19 protein-coding genes and 2 pseudogenes are annotated in these 22,709 nt (G+C 71.9%); 10 read left to right on the top strand and 11 right to left on the bottom strand.

Annotation, left to right across the window (positions count from 1 at the left end):
• Window positions 1-529: pseudogene (locus KDL01_RS23985) on the top strand (hypothetical protein); the annotation flags it as partial.
• A gap of 38 nt (window positions 530-567) precedes the next feature.
• On the opposite strand, the gene KDL01_RS23980 reads toward KDL01_RS23985, so the two are convergent.
• Both KDL01_RS23980 and KDL01_RS23975 read right to left on the bottom strand, forming a co-directional pair.
• Window positions 568-957 carry a VOC family protein gene (locus KDL01_RS23980; protein WP_307846552.1) on the bottom strand — a complete coding sequence of 130 codons (390 nt, stop codon included), beginning with the start codon at window positions 955-957 and terminating at the stop codon, window positions 568-570.
• 43 nt (window positions 958-1,000) lie between these two features.
• Complete coding sequence (locus KDL01_RS23975; protein WP_212530834.1) at window positions 1,001-2,401, bottom strand: hypothetical protein; 1,401 nt, start codon at window positions 2,399-2,401, stop codon at window positions 1,001-1,003.
• A 247-nt stretch (window positions 2,402-2,648) separates the two neighbouring features.
• Between KDL01_RS23975 and KDL01_RS23970 the strand changes: the two genes are divergently transcribed.
• On the top strand, window positions 2,649-4,385 hold the full coding sequence (locus KDL01_RS23970; protein WP_212530833.1) for a cellulose binding domain-containing protein: 1,737 nt from the start codon (window positions 2,649-2,651) through the stop codon (window positions 4,383-4,385).
• Window positions 4,386-4,489: 104 nt separating this feature from the next.
• Here KDL01_RS23970 and KDL01_RS23965 read toward each other — a convergent pair whose 3' ends face one another.
• On the bottom strand, window positions 4,490-5,245 hold the full coding sequence (locus KDL01_RS23965; RefSeq protein ID WP_212530832.1) for an MBL fold metallo-hydrolase: 756 nt from the start codon (window positions 5,243-5,245) through the stop codon (window positions 4,490-4,492).
• A gap of 109 nt (window positions 5,246-5,354) precedes the next feature.
• On the opposite strand from KDL01_RS23965, the gene KDL01_RS47090 reads away from it, so the two are divergent.
• Window positions 5,355-5,426, top strand: coding sequence for a 50S ribosomal protein bL37 (locus KDL01_RS47090; RefSeq protein ID WP_498037997.1), 72 nt, complete (start codon window positions 5,355-5,357; stop codon window positions 5,424-5,426).
• 75 nt (window positions 5,427-5,501) lie between these two features.
• Here the strand turns inward: KDL01_RS47090 and KDL01_RS23960 are convergent, their stop codons facing one another.
• Window positions 5,502-7,088, bottom strand: a complete 1,587-nt coding sequence (locus KDL01_RS23960; RefSeq protein WP_212530831.1) for a hypothetical protein — start codon at window positions 7,086-7,088, stop codon at window positions 5,502-5,504.
• On the bottom strand, window positions 7,064-7,831 hold the full coding sequence (locus tag KDL01_RS23955; RefSeq protein WP_307846551.1) for an ABC transporter ATP-binding protein: 768 nt from the start codon (window positions 7,829-7,831) through the stop codon (window positions 7,064-7,066). Before KDL01_RS23955 ends, KDL01_RS23960 begins: the two co-directional genes overlap by 25 nt.
• 236 nt (window positions 7,832-8,067) lie before the next feature.
• On the opposite strand from KDL01_RS23955, the gene KDL01_RS23950 reads away from it, so the two are divergent.
• Entirely contained in the window at window positions 8,068-9,540 is a 1,473-nt protein-coding gene (locus KDL01_RS23950) for an APC family permease (RefSeq protein ID WP_212530830.1), read from the top strand.
• A gap of 65 nt (window positions 9,541-9,605) precedes the next feature.
• A complete protein-coding gene (locus KDL01_RS23945) occupies window positions 9,606-10,013 on the top strand; it encodes a DUF3151 domain-containing protein (RefSeq protein ID WP_212530829.1) in 408 nt (135 codons plus the stop codon).
• Between the two features lie 98 nt (window positions 10,014-10,111).
• Here KDL01_RS23945 and KDL01_RS23940 read toward each other — a convergent pair whose 3' ends face one another.
• The 4 genes from KDL01_RS23940 to KDL01_RS23925 all read right to left on the bottom strand — a co-directional run bounded on the left by KDL01_RS23940 (window position 10,112) and on the right by KDL01_RS23925 (window position 14,769).
• Window positions 10,112-11,944, bottom strand: coding sequence for a S9 family peptidase (locus KDL01_RS23940; protein WP_212530828.1), 1,833 nt, complete (start codon window positions 11,942-11,944; stop codon window positions 10,112-10,114).
• A gap of 137 nt (window positions 11,945-12,081) precedes the next feature.
• Entirely contained in the window at window positions 12,082-12,714 is a 633-nt protein-coding gene (locus KDL01_RS23935; protein ID WP_212530827.1) for a GNAT family N-acetyltransferase, read from the bottom strand.
• Window positions 12,715-12,790: 76 nt separating this feature from the next.
• Entirely contained in the window at window positions 12,791-13,525 is a 735-nt protein-coding gene (locus KDL01_RS23930; RefSeq protein WP_307846550.1) for a response regulator, read from the bottom strand.
• On the bottom strand, window positions 13,522-14,769 hold the full coding sequence (locus tag KDL01_RS23925) for a sensor histidine kinase (RefSeq protein ID WP_212530826.1): 1,248 nt from the start codon (window positions 14,767-14,769) through the stop codon (window positions 13,522-13,524). The genes KDL01_RS23930 and KDL01_RS23925 overlap by 4 nt, the downstream gene beginning before the upstream one ends.
• Before the next feature lie 231 nt (window positions 14,770-15,000).
• Here KDL01_RS23925 and KDL01_RS23920 point away from each other — a divergent pair, with 231 nt between their 5' ends.
• The 5 genes from KDL01_RS23920 to KDL01_RS23900 all read left to right on the top strand — a co-directional run bounded on the left by KDL01_RS23920 (window position 15,001) and on the right by KDL01_RS23900 (window position 20,934).
• On the top strand, window positions 15,001-15,696 hold the full coding sequence (locus tag KDL01_RS23920; protein ID WP_212530825.1) for an ABC transporter ATP-binding protein: 696 nt from the start codon (window positions 15,001-15,003) through the stop codon (window positions 15,694-15,696).
• Window positions 15,693-18,122, top strand: coding sequence for an ABC transporter permease (locus KDL01_RS23915; protein WP_212530824.1), 2,430 nt, complete (start codon window positions 15,693-15,695; stop codon window positions 18,120-18,122). Before KDL01_RS23920 ends, KDL01_RS23915 begins: the two co-directional genes overlap by 4 nt.
• A 111-nt stretch (window positions 18,123-18,233) precedes the next feature.
• Entirely contained in the window at window positions 18,234-19,205 is a 972-nt protein-coding gene (locus tag KDL01_RS23910) for a LysR family transcriptional regulator ArgP (RefSeq protein ID WP_368861633.1), read from the top strand.
• Window positions 19,202-19,675: a nucleoside deaminase gene (locus KDL01_RS23905; protein ID WP_212530822.1), complete on the top strand. Its 474-nt coding sequence runs from the start codon at window positions 19,202-19,204 to the stop codon at window positions 19,673-19,675. Before KDL01_RS23910 ends, KDL01_RS23905 begins: the two co-directional genes overlap by 4 nt.
• Before the next feature lie 101 nt (window positions 19,676-19,776).
• Window positions 19,777-20,934, top strand: a complete 1,158-nt coding sequence (locus KDL01_RS23900; protein ID WP_212530821.1) for a winged helix DNA-binding domain-containing protein — start codon at window positions 19,777-19,779, stop codon at window positions 20,932-20,934.
• 62 nt (window positions 20,935-20,996) lie between these two features.
• Here KDL01_RS23900 and KDL01_RS23895 read toward each other — a convergent pair whose 3' ends face one another.
• Together KDL01_RS23895 and KDL01_RS23890 are read right to left on the bottom strand one after the other, a co-directional pair.
• Complete coding sequence (locus tag KDL01_RS23895; protein WP_212530820.1) at window positions 20,997-22,025, bottom strand: glycoside hydrolase family 18 protein; 1,029 nt, start codon at window positions 22,023-22,025, stop codon at window positions 20,997-20,999.
• 32 nt (window positions 22,026-22,057) lie between these two features.
• Window positions 22,058-22,709: pseudogene (locus tag KDL01_RS23890) on the bottom strand (DNA polymerase III subunit beta); the annotation flags it as partial.

Genomic DNA, 22,709 nt, shown 5'->3' with positions numbered 1-22,709 from the left:
GCTGACCCCGGTCACCCCGGCTCCGCACCCGCCCGGCGCGCCGCAGAGCACGTACACGCCCTCGACCGCCGCGTCGGTGCCCCGCGCGCGGCGCCGGGCCCGCGGCCGGCTGCGCTGGCCCACCCACGCCGGAGCCTCGGCCGCCCTGTCCGGAGCGCTGGTCGGACTCGCCTCGGTGGGCATCGTGGTGGGCCTGTACGCCTCGAGCGGCCCGGAGAACGTCTCCGCCCAGACGGTCAGCGCGGTCAACGTCTCCGACGGCGTCTCCGGCACGGTCCAGTACCGGCCGACCGAGTGGGGCAGCTGGGTGCAGGTCACGCTCAAGGGCGTGCCGGCCGGCGACAACTGCGTCATGTACGCCGTGGACGGCCACGGCAACCGGTCGGTGGCCGGCAGCTGGTGGGCGCCCTACACCGGATCGCAGAGCGCGACGATCCCGGGCGGGGTGGCGATGCAGTCCGCGGACATCCGGCAGTTCGTCGTGGAGACGACCAACGGCCAGATCCTGCTGACCGTGCCCGTCTCCTGACGACACCTGCCGCGCGCCACCGACGCCCTGCGTCACGCTCACTCCTCGGCGGCCACCCACAGGCAGAACGGGTGGCCGTCCGGGTCGTAGTGCACGAGGACCCCTTCCTGCGGCTGGAACTCGGCCACGGAAGCGCCGAGTCCCACCGCGTACACGCTGGCGGCGGCGAGGTCCTCGACCTCGATGTCCAGGTGCATCATCATCTGCTGCTCCTCGGCCGCGCCGTGCCCGGGCCACACCGGGCGGTGGTGGTGCTCCTCGTACTGGAAGGAGAGCCCCGGTCCGCCGTCCGCACTGCGCACGGTGGCCCAGTCCGGCTCGTCGCGCCGCACCTCCCAGCCGAGCAGGGCGGCGTAGAAACGGGCCAGGGCACTCGGATCCGGCGTGCCGATCACGGTGGAGGTCAGGTTGGTGCGCGGACGGGACACGGTTTTCTCCTCGGCTGAGCCGCGCGGGCCGCGTTCGGCGGGCTCACGGCGACGGGGACAGGCTCGGCGTGGCGGACGCGGCGCCCGCGAACGTGAAGCCCACCAGGACGCCGTTGCCGTCGGTCTGTTCGGAGGATATCGGGTTGGTCAGACCGTATCCGGCGCATCCGAGATTCTCGAACGAACCCTGCAGGCGCCCGGCCAGGAAGGTCAGCAGGCTGTCGGCCGCGGCCGGATCGGGTGAGGGGGCGGCCGCGAAGCGGGCGCGGTCGAGTTTCAGCCGCGCGGTCTGGATCGTGTCCATGTCCCGGCAGTACGCGGCGGGCCGCTGCCCGGCCGGCAGCGCGGCCTGATCCACTCCGGCCCGGTACAGGTTCGTCTTGCGCGTGCTCTGGGTGACCCCGTCCAGCGTCATCGGGTCGTTGAGCGGGACCAGCGCGGCGGGCGCGCCCTGATGCGCCGCGGCCTGGATCTCGTCGAGGGCGAGTGAGGTGGTGACGCCGCCCGCGGCCAGATCCTTGACCTGCCAGGCCGCACAGCCCAGGGTGGGATCGACGAACTCGTCCAGCAGGGCGTTGTCACTGGGGTTGGCCAGCACGACGGCGCCGGTCATCCGGGCGGTGTCGGCCGGGGTGTCCTGGGCGGTGCGGCCGTCGGGGGCGGCGAGGTACTGGGTGGTGACGTTGTCGCTCTGGTCCTGGTCCACGATCGAGAAGTCGCGGGTGCTGGGGCACGGCTTGCCGTCGACGGCGGTGCCGAGGGCCGGAACGGTGAGCTTGTGCGCCGCGATGCCCCGGTTCACCGCGGTGAAGAACGGCACGGCGTCGCAGTACGCGTACTGGGTGAACACCGAGCCGGGCAGGCCGTTGACGCAGCCGGCCCCGGTCAGGGTGCCCGGGGTGGCGGAGCTGAGCGTCAGGTCGTCGCCGTCGTAGCCGAACCAGATCCCGACCACGGCGTCGGCCGGCAGCACCGGCAGCACGGGTGCGGCGGCCGGGCGGGTACCCGCGTCGATCACCAGCGGGTCGTACACGGACAGCGCGCCGGTGGCCGGGTCGTACACGGTCGCCTGCACGAACGCGGACTGCGCGGAGTCGGCCTCGTGACAGGGCCCTTCCTCGGGGTTCGTCGCGGTCAGCCGGTAGGGCGTGGCCAGGCCGCGGGCGGTGAGCGGCGAGGCCGGGACCACGAGCGTGCAGTTCGGGTCCGCGTTCGCGGGGCTCGATATCGCGGTGCCGCCGCCGGTCGGCGCCGCGGACGCGCCGCCCCCGGCGGAGGCGGAGCGGCTGGGCCGGTGCCCCGGGCCGATCGGCCTCGGGCCGTGGTGCAGCGGCGAGGCGATGGCCGCCACCGCCATCGCGCCGATGAGCAGCGGCACCGCGGCCACGATCAGGCTCAGCCGGACGCGGCGGGAGGGTCGCGGTCGCGAATAACGATGCGGCAAGGGGACTCCTCGGGTGTGGGCGGATCCTCGGGTCCACGCCATGCTTTCACCGGACGCGTGCGTATGGGGGTAACTTTCAAGAATTTCGCCATGAATGCGCGAGCGTTTCGGGGCCCTGACGCCGTATCCGGGCCGGATGGCTTGTCCAGACCATTTGCGGTAACCGCCGAGATCGGCACACTGAAGTCGTCACACGGTATTGAACGCCTCATCATCCACCTCACTCATTTCGCGCGAAGGGACGACGTTGACCCGACGAGCAACCGTGCGGGCCCGCGGGTTCGGCCTGCGCGGCCTGATCCTCGGCTCCGCCTTCAGCCTGCTGGCCGCCGCGGCGGCCGGCCTGGCCCTGGCCTCTCCGGCCAGTGCGGCCGGCGGTCTGACCGTGAGCATCTCGGCCGGCACCTGGACCGGCGGCTACGACGACACCGCGACGGTCACCAACACCTCGAGCGCGACGATCTCCGGCTGGAGCGTGCAGTTCACCCTGGCCGCGGGCATGACCGTGACCTCGTACTGGCGCGCGGGCGAGGCGGTGAGCGGGAGTCAGTACACGTTCACGGCGCTGAGCTACGACACGACCCTGGCCGCCGGAGCCGGCACCACCTTCGGGTTCGAGGGCGCCGACACCGGCAGCTACTCGGCGCCGACGAACCTGACGGTCACGTATCCGGGAAGTACGGCGAGCAGTTCGCCGTCGGCTTCGGCTTCGGCTTCGGCTTCTGCGTCCCCGTCAGCGTCGGCGTCGGCGTCTTCCTCGGCGTCCGCGTCCGCGTCGGCCAGCGCTTCCGCCTCGGCCACCGCCACCGGCACTCCGACCGCCGCGAGCTTCACCCAGTCCGACATCGACACCGCCGTGGCCGCGCCGCTGATCGCCTTCGCCGCGCCGACCTCGGGCACGCCGCGGCCGGGCACCAGTCCGACCGACATCTACGAGTCGAAGGTGCTCTACTACCTCGCCCTGGTCGACCTCAAGGACCCCGGAGCCAAGGCGACGAGCGGGACCACGGTCGAGGGCGCCCTGCTCAAGCAGGTGGCCAACCTGGTCGGCGGCGGCCACGAACCGGACGCCGACGGCGGCCTCGAGGGCTGGTCGGCCGCGCCGGTGGCCCAGGCGCTGCTGCTGGTCAAGGACGGGCCGGTGTGGAGCGAGCTGACCGCGGCGCAGCAGAACGACGTCAGCTTGCTGATGGCGGCGCTGGGCTACGGCGGGAACTACGCCTACAACGACGCGAACGACTTCTCCTCGGGCATCTGCGGCTTCGGCGACTTCGCCAAGACCAACAACCCCAACTACGAGGACGGATACGTCGACGTCGAACTGGCCGCGATCGAGTACTTCGGCCCGAGTACCTGGGACACCATGCTGGCGAGCTTCAGCGACGCCACCGAGGCGTCCGTCCTCGACGCGGCCGGGCTGACCAACGCGGGCGGCTGCTTCACCACCGTCGGCACCGCGGCCAACGCGGCGATCCAGCCCGCGTGGCTGTGGAAGGGCCACGCGGCGAGCGATGAGATGGGCATCTGGAACCAGCTGGCCGAGGACACCTTCGACAAGACCGTGACGAGCTCGGTCTCCGGCACCTCGAACGGCGCGTCGGTCACCGCGTCCATCGCGGACGGCAGCACCAGCCCGGAGCAGGGCCTGCTCGGCATGGGCCACGAGTTCGACTCCACCGACTCCGGCGGCCTGCGCAGTTCGGCGCTGTACGTGTACGAGGGCTGGATGAACGTGACCGGCAGCCGGGTGGCGATGACCGCGACCGGCGCGTTCAGCTGCGCGAGCGCGGCCGGCGCGAGCCAGTACCAGGTCGGCAGCCTGGACCTGATCTACAAGCTCGACCACGGCTACATCAGCTACGCGCAGAGCCAGAGCGCCGTCCTGGTCAACGACTCCGGCGCTCCCAGCGACGGGCCGTTGGCCAAGGGCTGGAACTTCGACTACGACGCGTACAACGCGCAGGTGGTCGGGCAGGGCTGCTGAATCGCAGGACCCGTACGAACCGCGCCGCGCGGCCCCGATCCCCTCTCCGGATCGGGGCCGCGCGGCGGCGTGCGACGGCAGCGGCGGTCACCGGCCGCCGCGCCTCAGATCTCGTGCGTCTCGTTGTCCCTGGCGGTGACCGTGGGGCCGCCGAAGGCCGCGGCGGCGCGCGCGGTCGCCACGTCCGCGCCGAGGGAGTAGGCCACGTGCGTCACCATCAGCTTCTTGACTCCGGCGGCCTGCGCCATCCCGGCCGCCTCCTCCGGCGTGGAGTGCAGGATCAGGTGGGTGCGCTGTTCCGGCGAGTCGAAGTCGGCCTCGCACACGAACAGGTCCGCGCCGGCCGCGAGCCGGACCAGTTCCTCGCACGGCGCGGTGTCGCCCGAGTACACCAGCACTCTGCCCTCGTACTCGGCCCGCAGCCCGTACGCGGGCTGGCTGTGGCGCACCCGGCACACCGACAGCCGCAGGTCGCCGATCCGGTGGCTCCAGTCCTCGGCGATCTCGTGCGGCTCGAAGACGTCGGTCATGTCGCTGAAGTGCCCGGCGTGCTCGCCGAAGTACTTCGCCACCCACCCGGGCGGCCCGTAGACCGGGATCGGCGCCTTGAGCGCGAAGCCGCCGTAGGCGAGCCCGTAGAACGCGGTCTGCAGGTCGTGGCTGTGGTCCAGGTGCAGATGCGAGATCCAGATCGCGTCGAGCTCGGTCGGCTCGAGGTGGCGCTGCAGGTTCTGGAAGGTGCCGAACCCGGCGTCCACCCACACCTTCGTCGCCCCGGCACGCAGCAGGTAGCCGGAGCAGGCTGCGTCGGGGGCGGGATAGGGCGTGGCCGCGCCGAGAACGGTGAGCGAGAAGGTCATGCCGGTGATGGTACAAGCGGCAAGGGGCCTCGAATAGGGATCATCCGGGCGGGTATGGGCCGCTGGAAGACTCCCGAACGCGGGAGCCCGGCGACCGAGCGAGGTGTCCATGTCGAAGAAGACGAACAAGCGACGGGCCCGGCGCCGGCGCAAGGCCAACCACGGCAGGCGGCCGGCCTGAGCCGGCCGGCGCCCTCACCCGTCGCCGCGTCGCAGCCCACTGTGCCATCACATCACAGTGGGCTGCGTCACCGCGTCACAGCTTGCTGCGGAAGGCGATCTCGCACAGTTCCGGCAGCCGGTTCTCGGCCAGCCGCGCCGCCGTGCGCCGGAACACGGTGCACAGGCCGAGCCCGTAGACGGCCGACGCCGCGAGCAGCGGAGGCAGTCGCAGCGCCGCCGGGTCGTGCTGGGTGAGCAGGCCCGCGACGATCACCGGCGCCAGCAGCACGCCGGTCAGGATCAGGATGAGGAAGGTCGCGGCGAGCACCTGGCCGCGGTAGCCGTCGATGGCGCGCGGCGAGGGGCTGCCCACCCGCCGCTCGACCGGGTACGGCAGCAGCACGCTCATCATGTTGCCCAGGCCCGTGCCGATCCCGACGCCGGCCAGGTCCACGGCCAGCGCGATGAAGCCGGAGAGCGGATGCCCGGCCGCGAAGGCCAGGATGAACGAGAGCAGCCCGGTCAGCGGTACGGCGAAGGCGAGCAGCACCAGGTCGAGCCCGGCGAAGTAGTCGCGCCAGCTCGCGCGGCTGTGCAGGGCCATGGCGTCGAAGCCGAAGGCGGGGCCGGTCATGCCGATCGCGTCGGCGTTGAAGATGCCGACGAACGCGGCGCCGATCACCGCGCTGCCGATCAGGCCTCCGAGATAAGAAGGTGTACGTACCGTACCGACCGCCGAAGCCGCCATGATCACCAGCACGATGCCCCAGAAGATCTTCGCGCCGGGCTCGCGGCGCTGGTAGATCAGCGCGCGGGCGGCGATCGTGCCGCGCAGGCCGCGTGCGGCGAACGGCAGCGCCGAGGCCCGCACCGCCACCGCCTGGGTGCTCGTGTCCACCGTGACCAGCGCGCGGTCCAGCGACCTGATCCAGGCCAGCCCAAGCAGGAACACGATCGCGGCGAGCAGCAGCAGCCGGGCCAGCCCGGTCAGCGCGTGCCCGGTGGACGCGTCCTGGATCGCGTGCGCGGCCAGGCCCGGCGGCGTCCATCGCAGCACCTTGTCGATCCCGTCGAAGGTGTGCTCGTTGATCTTCCCCTCCGCGGTCAGCCGCGGCACGAGCTGCACGAAGGTCTCGTAGAGGGCGAAGATCGGGATGATCAGCAGCGCGGCGAAGTCCTTGCCCCGGCGCGAGCGCAGCAGCCCGGCCAACGAGGTGGTCACGGCGCGCGCGAGCACGATGCAGAACAGCAACTGCAGCACGACCGCGACCAGCGCGAACAGCACGCCGAGCGCGCCGCGGGCCACCCCGACCGTCACCCCGAGCAGCCCGATCAGGTTCGCGGCCGGCCAGGCGCCCGCGGCCGAGGCGGCGAGCAGGCCGAAGGCCAGCGGGCGGGTGCGCAGCGGATAGAGCGCGAGCGTGGCCGGGTCGAGCGTGGAGTCGAGGCCGAACACCAGCAGCGGCAGGATCAGCCAGCCGAAGGCGAGCGAGGTGAAGGTGGTGGCGGCCACGGCCACGCCCTCGCTCTGCCCGCGCTGCGCGGCCAGGCCCAGGAACATCAGCACGGCCACCACGGCGGCCGCGATGCAGCTGAAGATGAAGGCGCCGCGGGCCTGGCGCGATCCGCGCAGCGCGTTGCGCAGCAGGCGCAGCTTCAGGCGGACGAGGAGCCAAGCCACGACAGTCCCTCCCCGCCGTCGAGCCGGGTGCCGACCAGGTCGATGAAGGCCTGGTGCAGCGTCTTGCCGCCGCGCACCTCGTCCGTGGTGCCGCTGGCCACGATCCGGCCCTTGTCGATGATGGAGACGTGGTCGCACACCTGCTCGACCAACTCCATGACGTGACTGGAGAACAACACGGTGGAACCGCTGGCCACGAACCGGGTCAGCAGCCGCCGGATGGAGTCGGCGGAGACCGGGTCCACCCCCTCGAGCGGCTCGTCCAGGAAGAGCACCGACGGATTGTGGATCAGCGCGCTACCGAGCGCGATCTTCTTGCGCATGCCGGTGGAGTAGTCCGCGACCAGCCGGTTCGCGTCCCCGACCAGGTCGAGCACGCCGAGCAGCTCCTCGGCCCGGGACCGGCACGCCGCCACGTCGATGCCGCGCAGCCGCCCCGCGTACTCCAGCAGCTCGCGACCGGTGAGCCGCTCGAAGAGCCGGGCCTCGGCCGGGACCACGCCGATGACCGCCTTGGCCGCGGGCGGGTCGGCCCACACGTCCACCCCGTTGATCAGGATCCGCCCGAGGTCCGGGCGCAGCAGCCCGGTCATCATGGACAGCGAGGTCGTCTTGCCCGCCCCGTTGGGCCCCACCAGCCCGGCGAAGGAGCCGGCGGCGATGCTCAGCTCGATCCCGGCCACGGCCTCCTTCTCCCCGAAATGCTTATGTAGACCCTGGACCGCGATGGCCGTTGCGCTCACGTTCCGCCCTCCTCGACAGCTCGGCTCACCTGCGCCGACAGCTTGTCAGCGTAGCGGGTTCGGAACTGCCAGAACGTTGTGTAAAAATCGGCGACTCAATCTTCCAGAACGTTATGTAAAAATCAGCGACCGCCTCTTGAATGCCGACTACGCAGGGTGATCTACTCCCCGGAAAGAACTGCAGCTCGCAGGTGATCACCCATTGACGTGGGTGACCGAGACAGGAGTCGCGCGCAATGAGCGAAAAGTTGGAGCAGCCCGTGCCGCAGGCACCCGGCTCCGGCGGGTCGGCCCAGTTGGCCCACGGCGCCCTGCACGGCGCGGACTCGATCGTCATGGCGGTGGCCGGCAGCGCCCCCGGCTACTCGATCTCCGCCACCACGGCCGTGCTGGTGGGCGCGGCGGCGCTGGGCGGCCCGGCCGCCCTGCTGTGGTGCGGTATACCGATGCTCGGCATCGCCTTGGCCTTCTCCCACCTCGGCCGGGCCGACGTGAACGCGGGAGCGGCCTACTCCTGGGTGCGCAAGGCGCTGCACCCGACCCTCGGCTTCATCTCCGGCTGGGCCGTGGTGGCCTCGGCCACGATCTTCATGGTGGCGGGCGCGGTCCCGGCCGGGCAGGCCACGCTCTCGCTGTTCAACGAGAACAAGCAGTGGTCCACCGGCGCGGTCACCGCGACCGGCGCGATCTGGTTCGTGGTGATGGCCGCCATCGTCGCGGCCGGAGTCACGATCACCACCAAGGCACAGTGGATCATGTCCTGTATCGAGGTGGCGATCCTGCTGGTGGTGGGCGTGGTGGCGCTCTTCCACGAGGCGGGCAGGCACGGCACCGCGTTCTCCTGGAGCTGGTTCTCCCCGACGCAGTTCCACGGCATGTCAGGCTTCGCCGGAGCCGCCCTGATCGCCGCCTTCTACTACTGGGGCTGGGACGTCACGGCGAACCTCAACGAGGAGTCGAAGCACTCGAAGCTGACCGCCCGCGGCGGCATCATCGGCGTCGTCATCGTCTTCCTGCTGTTCGAGCTCTTCACCATCGACATCAACCTGTTCTTCAGCCAGGACGCCATCGCCGGCGGCGGCACCAGCCTGCCGACGATGCTCGCCACCGTCATCGGCGGCTCGTTCATGGGCAAGCTGATGATCATCGCGGTGATGCTCTCCACCATCGCCACCCTGGAGACCACGCTGATCCAGGTCTCCCGCTCGCTGTTCGCGATGGGCCGCGACAACACCCTGCCGAAGATCTTCGGCAAGGTCGACGTCGTGCGCCGCACCCCGGTGGTGGCCACCGCCGCGGTCACCCTGGTGAGCCTGGCGCTGTTCGTGGCCGCCGCGTTCCAGTCCAGCGTCTCGACCGTGATGACCGACGCGGTCAACGCGATCGGCATGCAGATCGCCGTGTACTACAGCCTCGCGGCGCTCTCGGTCACCGTGGTCTTCCGCAAGCAGGTGTTCGCCTCGCTCAGCAACGCGCTGTTCATCGGCTTCCTGCCGCTGCTCGGCGCCGCCTTCATGATCTTCACCTTCGTGGAGAACCTGTTCGGCAACGGACTGAGCAACGGCACCAAGGAGATCGGCATCGGCGGCCTGGCCATCGGTCTGATCCCGATGGTCTACTACATGGTCAAGAAGGTCCCGTACTACTCCCGCAGCGAGCGGCTCGCCTCCGAGGACGACCTCGGGGTGCTGGCCGAGGTCGCGGCCTGACGCGAGACCCGCGGGGCGCGGGCCGCCGACGGAACACGGACAGGGTGCGGGCCTAGACTCACACCATGCCTGAGAACCTCATCGCCGGCCCGCCCCCCACCTTCCTGCCCATCGACCCGCGGGCCGAGCAGCTGCTCGCCGCGGGAACCTCGCCGACCGAGGTCGCGGCCTCCTGCCCGTCCTCGTCGCTGGCCTGGGCGCTGCTCGCGGAGCAGTCGCTCGACGCGGGCGAGCCGGTGGCCGCGTACGCCTACGCGCGCACCGGCTACCACCGCGGTCTCGACTCGCTGCGCCGCTTCGGCTGGAAGGGCCACGGCCCGATCCCGTGGTCGCACGAGCCCAACCAGGGCTTCCTGCGCGCGCTACGCGCCCTGGGCGAGGCGGCCGGCGAGATCGGCGAACTCGACGAGGCCGAGCGCTGCGCCTCCTTCCTGGCCGACAGCGACCCGTCCGCGCCGGCCAAGCGCGGCTAGCCCAGCCGGCCCGAAGTCAGTCAGCACACGAAGAACGCGAAGAACACGAAGGCCCCGTCGCCGCGCATCGCGGCCGGACGGGGCCTTCTCGGTGTTGCTCAGCCCTGCGCGCGCGCCGCCGCACTCAGGTGCCGGGCCAGGAACTCGAGTGCGCGCGGGTAGGCGTCGAGCCGGTTGGCCCGCTTGGCCAGGCCGTGGCCCTCGTCCGGGTAGACCAGCAGTTCGCAGGGAACGTCGTTGGCGCGCACCGCGGCGACGAGCTGTTCGGCCTCGGACAGCGGCACCCGCGGGTCGTTGGCGCCGTGGATCACGAACAGCGGGGCGCGCACCTCGTCGATGCACCGCAGCGGCGAGGCCTGCTCGAGGAATTCGAGGTCGTGCTCGAGCGAGCCGTACTCCCGTTCCCGCGAGGCCCGCCGGTACGCCGAGGTGTTGCGCAGGAACGTCACCAACGAGGAGATGCCGACCACGTCCACGGCCGCGGCCCACAGCTCCGGCTGGAAGGCCACACCCGCGAGCACCATGTATCCGCCGTAGGAGCCGCCGTAGAGCGCGGCCCGCTCCTGGTCCACGCCCAGCTTGGGCAGGTAGGCGTGCAGCGCGGCCATGTCGGCGACCGAGTCGAGGCGCAGCCGGACGTCGTCGAGGGAGACCCAGCGCCGGCCGTATCCGTCCGAGCCGCGCACGTTCGGCACCAGGATCGTGTGCCCCTGCGCGGCCAGCGCCTGCAGCAGCGGGTTGAACGCCGGCACCGCCTGCGCCTCCGGGCCGCCGTGGATCATCAGCACGGCCGACGCGGCGAGCCCGGGATCGGCCGGCTCCGGGTGCCGGTAGACGAAGCAGGGCACGAGTTCGCCGTCCGGGGTGGGCACCGCGTGCAGCTCGGGCCGGGCCAGGCTTGCTCCGGCGAGCGCGGCGGCGGAGTCGGTGACCTGCTGGACCGTGCCCTCCACCACGTCGACCCGGAGGATGTCGCCCGGGGTGACCGGGCCGGTGAAGGAGATCACCGCGTACCGGGAGTCGGCCGACCACTTCGGATCCGGCAGCGGGTAGAGCCCGGTGCAGCCCTCCTCGGGCAGTTCGAGCCGGTGGCGTAGCGCTCCGGTCCGCGCGTCGCGCAGGCTCAGCCGGGCGAAGCCGCCGTCGTTGACCACGGCCAGCAGCGTCGTGCCGTCGGGCGAGAGGAATCCGGTGACGTTGCGCTCGGGTTCGGCCACCACCTCGGTCCAGGTCCCGGCGGCCACGTCGTAGCGCAGGACCGCGATGTACTCCCGGTCCCGGTCCGAGCTGACCACGAAGGAGCGGCCGTCGGCGTCCCAGAAGAAGGTGGAGTGCCGGGCCGGCTCGGCCGCGCCGGTGATCGCCCGCACGCCCTGCGCGTCGGAGAGAAACAGCTGGTCGGAGACGGCCGCGGTCCCGTCGCGGGTGAACGCGCAGTCGCGGCCGTTCGGCGCCACCTCGACCTCGCTCAGCATCCCGCCCTGGTCGAACACGACCGTCTCGGCGCCGTCGGCGAGCGTGCGCACGACCACGTCGAAGTCCACGCCGTTGCGCCGGTTGGTCCCGTACACGATCTTGCCCGGCGCGACCGCGAAGAGGTTGTGGATGAACCGCGGATCGCGCACCAGCGGCTCGAGCCCGTCGAGGCCCGCCGCCGCGGCCGGCAGCGGGTCGAGGCGCAGCAGCGACAACTGCGCCCGCTCGTTGCCGCCGTCATCGTGCACGACCACCACGGCCCGCTCGCCGGGCAGGTAACGGCCGCTGCAGGCGCCGGGCAGCGCGGTCAGCGGTGTGGCACTGCCGTCCGTGCCGAGTTCGACCAGTTGGATCGAACCGGACGCGTCGTGACCGGCCAGGATGCGGCCGGCGTCATCGATGTCGAATGCCCGCCAGGTCGGCAGGTCGAGGAGTTCGCGGATTCCCAGAGCCATGAGCCCGATCCTAGATCGATAGGTGCCGCCGCGTCTGCTGTCCGGTCGGCCTTTGCTCCGTCAGCAGTCTGTCCCGCACACTCTCCCCCTCAGCCCTGTGCCCTCTCAACCCTGTGCCCTCTCAACCCTGCGCTCCCTCAGCCCTGTCCCCGGTAGACGAAGCCGGAAATCGGCGCGTACGTCTTCCAGCCGAGCGACTCGTAGAGCGCGCGGCCCTGGACCGAGGCGCCGAGGATTCCCCTGGTAGCGCCCGATTCCTGCGCCTCGTTCGCCAGGGTGCGCATCACCACGGAGCCCAGCCCGCGCCGCTGGTGCGCGGGTTCGGTGCCTACCTGGTCCACCACGGCGGTGGCGCCGTCGAGGCCCGCCTGGCCCTGCGCCGCCACCGAGCCGTCGGCCGCGCGTATCAGCACCCGGATCACGCTCTCGGCATGCCCGACCTCGACCGCGTAGCCCTCCGGCCGCGCCACCGGCTCGGCGGCGAGGTCGAGGGCCATCAGCCAGACCGGTTCGCCCCTGGTCCACTCCGGACCGAGCCAGGGCTCCACGACCTCGGGCTCCTCGAAGACCTTGAGCCACAGGGCGGGCGTGCGCACCCGGGAGACGAGGTCGCGCACGATCGGCTCCCTGCTCTCCAGCATCACGTACCTGGCGTACTGCCGGGGCGTGCCCACGTCCACGCGCAGCCCCCAGGGCGTGCGCCGCGGCGCCGGCGTCGCGCGCGAGACCGCCCAGCCCCCGACCCACGCGGCGGCCAACTCCCGGTCCATCCCGACTCCCCTCGGTAGTCACCCCAGTGTCCTGGTGAACCTTACCGGGGCCCACCGACAAGGGCGCGGGGGCGTCTCAGTCGGGTACGTCGCCGGGGGTGACCAGACCGGATTCGTAGGCTGCGACGACGGCCTGGGCCCGGTCGCGCAGCTGGAGCTTGGCCAGGATCCGGGCCACGTGCGTCTTGACCGTGGCCTCGCTCAGCACCAGGTGCTCGGCCAGTTCCGCGTTGCTCAGGCCCCGGGCCAGCAGCCGGAAGACCTCGAGTTCGCGCGGGGTGAGCGCGGCCAGCTCGGCCCGCGGGGCGCGAACCGGTCTGGTCTCGGCCGGGCGGGCGGCGAACTTCTCCACCAGGCGGCGGGTGATGCCCGGGGAGAGCAGCGCGTCGCCGCAGCGCACCAGCCGGACCGCGCCGACGAGGTGCTCCGGCGTGACGTCCTTGAGCAGGAATCCGCTGGCCCCGGCGGCGAGCGCGTCGTAGACGTACTCGTCCAGGTCGAAGGTCGTCAGGATGATGATACGAGGCCGGGCGTCGGCGCCGTCCGCGACCGCGTCGGCGGGCTCCGCCAGGATGCGCCGGGTCGCCTCGAGCCCGTCCAGCTCGGGCATCCGGATGTCCATGAGCACCACGTCGGGACGGGTGCGCCGGACCGCCTCGATCGCGGCGAGCCCGTCGGCGGCCTCCCCGACCACCTCGATCCCGTCGGCGGCCAGGATCATCCGGAAGCCGGTGCGCACCAGCTGCTGGTCGTCGGCGACCACCACGCGCAGCGGTTCGGCGCCGACAGGCTCCGACGTCAGAGAGTTCACACCGAGTCCTCGGCCGGGAGCGGAATCTGCACTCGTACACGATACCCGCCGAGCGCCCGCGGCCCCGCCTCGACCGAGCCGCCGTGCACCCCGACGCGTTCGCGCAGTCCGATCAAGCCCTTGCCGTTGCCGCTGGCCGCGGTCTGCCCGGGGACGCCGCCGCCGTCGTCGATCCTGAGCTCGAGCCGGGCCGGCGCGTAGGTCACGTCCACGTCGATGCCGGCGCCGGAGGCGTGCTTGATCGCGTTGGTCAGCGCCTCCTGCACCACGCGGTAGGCGGTCAGGTCGATGCCGTGCGGCAGCGGCCGCGGCGCCCCGGTGACGCGGTACTCGATCGGGACGCCGGTGGTGCGGATGCGCCGGACCAGCGAGCCTATCTGGTCAAGGCCCGGCTGCGGGGCGAGCTCCCGGCGGTCGCGCGGGTCCTCGGTGAGCAGTCCCATGACCTGCCGCAGCTCCGTCATCGCGGCGCGCCCGGCCGCCTCGACCTCGAGCAGCGCGTCGGTGGCCTGCTGTGGACTGGTGTCCAGCACCTTGCGCGCGGCCCCGGCCATCACCACCATCACGCTGACGTTGTGGGTGACCACGTCGTGCAACTCCCGGGCGATCCGCGCGCGCTCGCCCTCCACCGCGGCCCGGATCGCGGACTGCTGCTCCTGCTCCAGCTGACGCTGCTGGGTGGCGATCATGCCCTCGGCGTCCTTGCGCACCTCCCGGCCGTAGAGGTAGATCCCCATCAGAACCGGCACGGCCACCGGCAGCAGCTTGAGGTTGTTGCCCGGGATCAGGTTCGCGTAGCCGGTGATGAACAGCTCGATGGGCACGAGCGGCAGCAGCCAGTGGGCCACGCGCCGATAGGGGCTGTACACGGCGGCCGAGTACGCGCTGATGATCAGGCCGACGCCCACGGTGATCATCGGCATGGGCCACAGCGGCAGCATCGCCAGCATCACCCAGAACACCGCGAGCGGGAAGCGGCGGCGCAAGCACAGCGGGACGAGCATGGTCAGGGCCATGATCGTCAGCGTGCCCTTGGACACGTCCATGACGTTCGCGTAGGCACCGCCGAGGTGCTCCTGCGAGTAGTTGCGCGCGGCCTTCATCGGCGAGGACAGGGCGAACGCCAGCACCGCGTCGAACAGGTACTCGCGCACCCCCGGCCGGGGCAGCGGCCCCACGCTCCGCAGGAGGTGTTCGAGGCCGCGCGGCTGCGGGCCCGGCTCGGGTCGACTCAACCATTTCACGTCCGCCATTGTGGCAAGCCGCCGGACCCCGAGGCATCGGCCGCCCGGCCCATGGTGGCGGACGCGCCGGTGTACATCGGGAGGATGACCCGGCGGGCGTATGCGCCGGAGGTGGTAGCGCAAGTTCGGCCGCGGGGGCGACGCTGCGGACCGGGCCCGCGCCATAGGCTCGCCCTGCATCGATGAGTTCGATTATTCGATGGCGTACCCACATACTCTGAGGAGAGCATCATGACGGCCCCCGTCATCGAGTTCAAGCAGGTCGTGAAGAGCTACGAGAACGGCCCGCCGGCGCTCGGCCCGGTGGACCTGACCGTGTCCGCGGGCGAGGCGGTGGCGGTGCTCGGCCCGTCCGGCAGCGGCAAGTCCACCCTGCTCAACCTCATCGCCGCACTCGACCGGCCGAGCTCCGGCGAGATCACCGTGGACGGGGTGCGGGTGGAGCGCCTGGGCGAGGCCGCCGGGGCGAAGTATCGCAGGGCCCGCATCGGCATGGTGTTCCAGTTCTTCAACCTGATCGACGACCTGTGCGTGCTCGACAACGTCCTGCTTCCGGCGCAGCTGGCCGGGGTCGGCCGCGGCGAGGCGCGCGACAGGGCCCTCACGCTCCTGTCCGCCCTCGGCGTGGACGGCTATGCCAAGCACTACCCCGGGCGCCTGTCCGGCGGCGAGCGCCAGCGCGTGGCCGTCGCCAGGGCCCTGATCAACCGGCCGCCGCTGCTGCTCGCGGACGAGCCCACCGGCGCGCTGGACACCGCCTCCCGCGAGGACGTCAAGGAACTGATCAAGGACCTGAACGAGCAGGGCCAGAGCATCGTCCTGGTCACCCACGACGAGGAGCTCGCGGCCACCTGCGCCACCCGTGAGGTCCGCCTGCTCGACGGCCGCGTCGTCTCGGACCGCGCCCTGTCGGCGGTGTCCCGATGAGCCGGCGGCGCGAGCGCAGGCGGGCCGAGCGGCACGCGGCCGGGGCGCGGCGGGCCGGATCCGGCTCGGTGCTGCGCAAGGTGGCCCGCGCCGGGGCGAGCCGCCGCAGGCTGCAGTCGCTGATCCTGATCCTGGTCACCACGGGCTCGATGGCGGCGGCGCTGTTGGCCGCGCAACTGCTGGCAGGCGTGGACGCACCGTTCGACCAGGCGTTCGGCCGACAGCAGGGCAGTGAACTGACCCTCCAGTACGACGCCACGGCGGCCACCACGGCGCAGGTCGCGGCCACCGCGCACGCGAGCGGCGTGACCGCCTCGGCCGGGCCGTTCCCGACCACCGTGCTCAACGGCTACACCACCGACCTGAACATGCCGGGGCTCGACCTCACCGACTTCCCGCTCCCGCAGATGCAGCTGATCGGGCGCGCCGCGCCCGGCGGCCCCGTGGACGACGTGGAGCTCACCGCGGGCCACTGGCCGACCGCGGCGAACCAGATCGTGATCGCCGAGGGTTCCTCGCCGCTCGACGGCTCACCCATGGGCACGACGCTGACCTTCCCGCACTCCCCCGGCGACCCCACCCTCACCATCGTCGGCGTCGCCAACACGGTGAGTCAGACCGCTGACGCCTGGGTGCTGCCGCAGGAGGTCTCCGCGCTCGCCCCGGCCGGCACCGCCACCGGATACGAGATGCTCTACCGCTTCGCCTCCGCCGCCACCGCGGCCGAGGTCACGGCCGATCGGACCGCGGTGACCAAGGGCCTGCCGACGCACGCCGTCACCGACGCGGAGTCCTGGCTCACCCTCCAGTCCGCCGCGCAGACCGGCGGCAACGCCATCATCCCGCCGTTCCTCGGCGCCTTCGGCATCCTCGGGGTGATCCTCTCGGTGATCATCCTGGCCAGCGTCATCAACGCCACCGTCGCGGCCTCGGCCCGGCGGATCGGGATCCTCAAGGCCCTGGGTTGCACCCCGGCCCAGGTGGTGCGGATGAGCGCGATGCAGGCGCTCATCCCGTGTGTGGCGGGCGTGGCACTGGGCACCGTGTTCGGCACGGTCGGCGCGCTGGCCCTGCTCAGCAACACCGGCCAGGCGTTGAACGTCGGCACTCCCCCGCTCTCCATGCCGATCGAGGTGCTCGTCCCGATCTCGGCGCTCGCCCTGGTCGTGGCCACCGCCGTGCTCGCCGCGGGCCGGGCCGGGCGGATGTCCGTGCTCGACGCCCTGGCCGCCGGGCGCACCCCGACCTCCGGCCGCGGCCGGGCCGTACAGCGCCGGCTGGCCCGCACCCGGCTGCCGCGGCCCGTCAGCCTCGGTCTGGCGGCGCCCTTCACCCGCCCGGCCCGGGCGGCGGCGCTGACCCTGGCCGTGGTCTTCGGCGTGATCGCGGCGACCTTCGCGGTGGGCGTGGCCAGTTCGCTCGACCACGCCACCACGGACGTCTCGGACAACAAGGGCGGCGTGCTGGTGTACATCGACGCGAACGCCTCCGGGCCGCCCACCGCGAAGGACTCGGCCGCGGCACTCAAGGCCGTCGAGGCGCAGCCGGGCACCGCCGCGTACGTCAGCTCGATCAGCTATCCGATGTCCGTCCAGGGCGTCGGCGAGGACGGGACCGTCACCGAGTTCTCCGGCGGCGGCGCGTGGAGCTTCTACCCGATCGTCTCAGGCCACTGGTTCACCGGCCCGAACCAGGCGGTGGTTCCCACCCACCTGCTGCGCGCGACCGGACTGCACCTCGGCGACACCATCACCGTCGGCGAGGACGGCAGACTGTTCCCGCTGACCATCGTGGGCGAGGCCTTCGACACCCACCAGCAGGGCATGGAGGTACTCGCCGACGCGGCCACCTTCGCCTCGGTCCAGCACACGGTCCCGCTCGGCTCGATCAGCATCCAGCTCAAGCCCGGCGTAGATCAGGCCGCCTACCTCTCGTCCTTGAACGCGGCGCTGTCCTCGAGCAACTCGATCGCCACCGTCGGCCAGGGCGGCGGCGGCAAGTTGAAGCTGATCATGGGCGCGCTCTCGGTCATGATGACGCTGATGCTGGTGCTGGTCGCGGCCCTCGGCGTGATCGGCAGCGTCATGCTCGACACCCGCGAGCGGGTGCACGACATCGGCGTGTACAAGGCGATCGGCATGACCCCGCGGCAGACCACGGCGATGGTGCTCACCTCGGTACTCTCCCTGGGCATCGTGGCCGGAGCCATCGGCGCGCCGCTCGGCATCGCCCTGCACGACTACGTCATGCCGCTGATGGGCAACGCCGTCCAGTCCACCCTCCCGCCCGACGTGCTCAACGTCTACCAGCCCCTCGAGGTGGCCCTGCTCGCCCTCGGCGGCATCGCGATCGCGCTGATCGGCGCCCTCGGCCCGGCCGGCTGGGCCGGCCGGATCCGCACCGCCACCGCGCTGCGGACCGAGTAGCCGCCGTAGCTCTCTCGATCGCCTACGCGGAAGGCGCCCGGTTCCCAGCCGGGCGCCTTCCGCGTCCGCGTCGACAGTTCGGCTCATGTTTCCTGACTATCATGAGCTGATGTGATGCCCGAACTGCCGCTTGACCAGGTCCGCACCCTGCTCGCCGCCGTGGACGAGGGCACGTTCGACGCGGCGGCGCGCGCCCTCAACGTCACACCGTCCGCGGTCAGCCAGCGGGTGAAGGCGCTCGAACAGCGCGTCGGCCGGGTGCTGCTCGCGCGCACGAAACCGCTGACGTTGACCGAATCCGGCGAAGTCCTCGTGCGCTACGCCCGGCAGTTCGCCCGGCTCGAGGCCGACGCGGCGGCCGAACTCGGGCTCCCGGGCGAGACTCAGGCCCCGACGACACTCGCCGTGGCCGTCAACGCCGACTCCCTCGCCACCTGGTTCCTGCCCGCGCTCGCCCGCGTCCCCGAGTCGCTGCGGGTCGGGTTCGAACTGCACCGGGAGGACCAGGAGCACACCGCCGAACTGCTGCGCAACGGCGGGGTCGCCGCGGCCGTGACCTCCTCGCCCCGGCCGGTCGCCGGCTGCCGGGTGCAGCGGCTCGGCGTGATGACATACCGCGCCTACGCCGCACCCGCGTTCATCGAACGCCGGCTCGGCGGCGCTCCCCTGCGCGAGAGCCTGCCCGCCGCGCCCGTGGTCATCTTCGACCGCCACGACGACCTGCAGGACGGCTTCCTGCGCCAACTCACCGGCAGGTCCCCGGGCGCCGGTGGCAGTACGTCTCAGGAAACCACCCAGGTCAGACATCTGATCCCGGCCTCGGAGGCGTACCTGGGCGCGGTCGCCTCGGGACTGGGCTGGGGCATGCTCCCGGACGAGCAGGAGGCCCAGCTGCCGCCCGGCGCGGTCGTCGATCTCGCCCCCGGCCGCATCGTCGAAGTGGAGCTTTACTGGCAGCGCTGGAAGCTCGACTCGCCCGCGCTGGCCGCGCTCACCAAGGCCGTGACCGAGGCGGCACGCGGCCTCGGGCGCCCCGGGCCGGCGGACGGCGGCCCGGCCCGGCGTCGTAAGGTGAGCACATGACGGACCTGATTTCGCCGACCCCCGGCGCTCCCGACTTCCTGGCCCTGCTCGCCGTCGCCCGCGAGGAGGCGCGCCGCGGCCTGGCCGAGGGCGGGATCCCCATCGGCGCCGCGTTGTTCCGCACCGACGGCACTCTGCTCGGCCGCGGCCACAACCGCCGCGTCCAGGACGCCGACCCCTCGGTGCACGGCGAGACCGCCGCGTTCCGCGACGCCGGCCGGCTGCGCGGCTACCGCGACACCATCATGGTCACGACGCTCTCCCCCTGCTGGTACTGCTCGGGCCTGGTGCGCCAGTTCGGCATCGGCCACGTCGTCATCGGCGAGGCACAGACCTTCTACGGCGGCCACGACTGGCTCGCCGAGCACGGCGTGAACGTGACCGTGCTCGACGATCCGGAGTGCGTGGACCTGATGCGCACCTTCATCGCCGAGCGCCCCGAGCTGTGGTACGAGGACATCGGCGAGTGACGCGTGGCGCTCGGCTGCCGAGCTGATCTGCGCAATGTCTGGTTTGCCCCGAAGCCTTGATTCGGTCGGGTTCTGTCGGTGGCCGCGCCTAGGCTGATCTCATGACGGAGCTCAGCACGCGCACGCTCAACCGCACCCTCCTGGCGCGGCAGTTGCTGCTGCGGCGTGCGCAGCCGACGCTCGAGGGCGCGATCGAGCAGCTCGTGGGTCTGCAAGCCCAGGCCCCGAACCCGCCGTACCTCGGCCTGCACACCAGGCTGGAGAGCTTCGATCCCGAGCAACTCTCGAAGCTGATCACCGATCGCCGTGTGCTCCGCATCGCTCTGCAGCGCAACACGATCCACCTCGTCACGGCCGAGGACGCGGTCCTGCTGCGCCGCGTACTCAAGCCCGTCATCGACAACGGGCTCCGGCACAACTTCGGCGCCCAGCTCAAGGGCGTGGACCTGGCCGCCCTCGGAGCGCGCGGCCGCGCGCTCGTCGAGCAGGAGCCGCTGACCTTCGCCCGGCTCGGCGAGTTGCTGGCCGAGGAGTATCCGCAGGCCGCGCCGAACGCGCTGGCCCAGGGCGTACGCCAGCTCGTCCCCCTGGTCCAGGTCCCGCCGCGCGGCCTGTGGGGACGCGGTGGCGCCGCCACCCACACGTCGCTGGAGTCCTGGCTCGGCGGGGCTGACAGTGGTGTCGGTATCGATGGGGGCCTCGATGACACCGCGTCAGACGAGGAACTCGACGCCGTACTGCTGCGCTACCTCGCGGCATTCGGCCCGGCGAGCGTCCGCGACATGCAGATGTGGTGCGGCCTGACGCGGCTCAGCGCGGTGGTCAAGCGCCTGGGCGAGCGGCTACAGCGCTACACCGACCCGAACGGCACGGTGCTCTACGACGCCGCCGGCGCGCACCTGGCCGACGAGGACGAACCCGCACCCGTCCGCCTGCTGCCCGAGTACGACAACATCCTGCTTTCGCACGCGGACAGATCCCGGATCCTCGACCCCACCCACCGATCCGCGGTGTTCACCCAGAACGGCCGGATCCTGGGAACGGTTCTCGTGGACGGCTTCGTCGCCGCGACCTGGCGTTTCGAGGAGCGAGCGGGGGCCGAGGACGGCGGCCAGGGTGTGCTGACGGTCGAGCCGCTGCACGCACCGACGACGCGGGCACGGCGCGCACTGGAGAACGAGGTGGAGCCGGAAGCGGCGCGCATGCTCGAACTGCTGGCTCCCGGAGGCGGCGCGCAGGTCAGGTTTCCGTCGAAGTAGCCGCCTGCACACGGCTTGTCCTGCACACGGCTTGACCTTCGCCCGGCTTGTCCTTCGCCCGGCTACCGCACCCAGTCCGCGTAATAGGCAGACCAATCAGACGCCGTCGCGGCGAAGTCCACGTACATCGCCACGCCGAAGGAGCGCCCGCTCGGCACACCACCCGGCAGCCCGAGCCGCACTCCGCGCAACGCCGCGGCGACCGTCTCCGCGGACGAGGAGTGCCCGAGGGAGTGCGCGTCGTGGTAGGCGGGCAGTCCTATCAGCAGTTCGACATCCGAGGGGACCGCGGCCATCGCGGTCTCGGTCTCGTCGCGCACGAACCCGGAGTAAGCACTCTGACTCCACAGCGCCGTGTCGTACGTCATCAGCGCGACCTCGTCCACGCGCTCGGCCACCTGGTGCAGGTAGCCCGCGGACCACCACGAGTCGCGGCCCTCGGCGGCGGCCATCGCCCAGCGCAGCCCCGGTTCCGGCTCGACCTGCTCCCCGGAGACCGACAGCACCCCGCCCGCCGCGTGCACCACCGGCCGGACCGCGTCGAGCAGCTCCAGGAAGCCGGGGTCCGCGTCCCCGACGGGCTCGAGGTCGAGGTGCACACCGTCGAAGCCGCGCGCCATCACCTGGCGGGCCGAAGTGACGATGCGGGCGCGCACGGCCGGATCCTCCAGGTTCATCCGGCCGTCCGGCTCGATCTCGTCGCCGAGCCAGGCCTGCACCCGCACCCCGGGTATCAGCTCGTGTACCTGCTGGGCGAACCAGGTCGCCCGCGGCGCCTTCGCGGGGTCGAGCGATCCATCGTCGGAGAGCGGCCCGACGTGTACGAACAGGTCCGTGATCCCGCCCCCGTGCAGCTGCTGCGCGAGCGCTGCCACGTCGGCCGCGCTCTTGCGCCCGTCCACCCAGGCATGCCCGAGCCAGAGCCCGTCGTGCCCGGTGGAGCGCGCGGCGGCGCTCGGGCTGCCGAGGTCCTGCACCGAGAACGCGGCCCACCGGCCCCCGATCAACACACTGATCACCGCGAGCACGGCCATCGACTTGCCCACGACCTGCCTGGCCACGCCCGGACCGTACACGGAGATCATTCTCATCCGCGCAGGCTAGTGGATCATCGTCGTCGGCGTTAACCCCTTTCTCCTCCACGGGAGGGAATGAACAGGTAATGAAACAGCGCGTCAGAGCCGTTGTCCGGGCTCGTGTTCCCGCCTGTCTCCGCGCCCCGGAGACCCTCCGCGGCCTGCGCCTCGGTCAGTGGGCTGAGAAAGACCGGCCGCACCCGTGCCGGGTACCGCAGCCGGGCATAGGGCGTCCCGAGCGCGCCGAGACCGTCGAGCAGGTACGTCGGATTCGCCGCGATGACCACCGGCTCGCCCTCGTAGCCGACCGCCAGCGTGACGTCCGCCAGTGCGTGGTCGCCGGAGCCGGCCGAGACCGTCACCTGCCCCGGCTCCAGTTCGAGCCGGACCGGAGTGTGCCGCTCGGCGACGAGCGCGATCGCCCGGATCGCCTCGGTCAGCGCCGCCACCTCGAGCACCACCTCGCCGGTGTACTCGTCCGGGAAGAGCTGGGCGTAGCGGATGAACTCCCCGTCGAGCTGGCGCAGCGTCAACTCCAGCCCGCCGACCGCGAGGCCGAGCAGCCCGTCCCCGAGCCCGATGCGCACCTGCTCCGCACCCGGCAGCAGCTTCGCCGCTTCCAGCAGCGCCCGGGCCGGCACGAGCGCCGAGAGCTGCACGTCCGCCCCAACCGAGCCGTCCCCACCCTCCGCCCAAGCC

The organism is Actinospica durhamensis, assembly GCF_018139695.1.
GTDB classification, from domain to species: domain Bacteria; phylum Actinomycetota; class Actinomycetes; order Streptomycetales; family Catenulisporaceae; genus Actinospica; species Actinospica durhamensis.
Note: the sequence above shows the minus strand (reverse complement) of the source record. Positions and strands in the feature narration are given on the sequence as shown.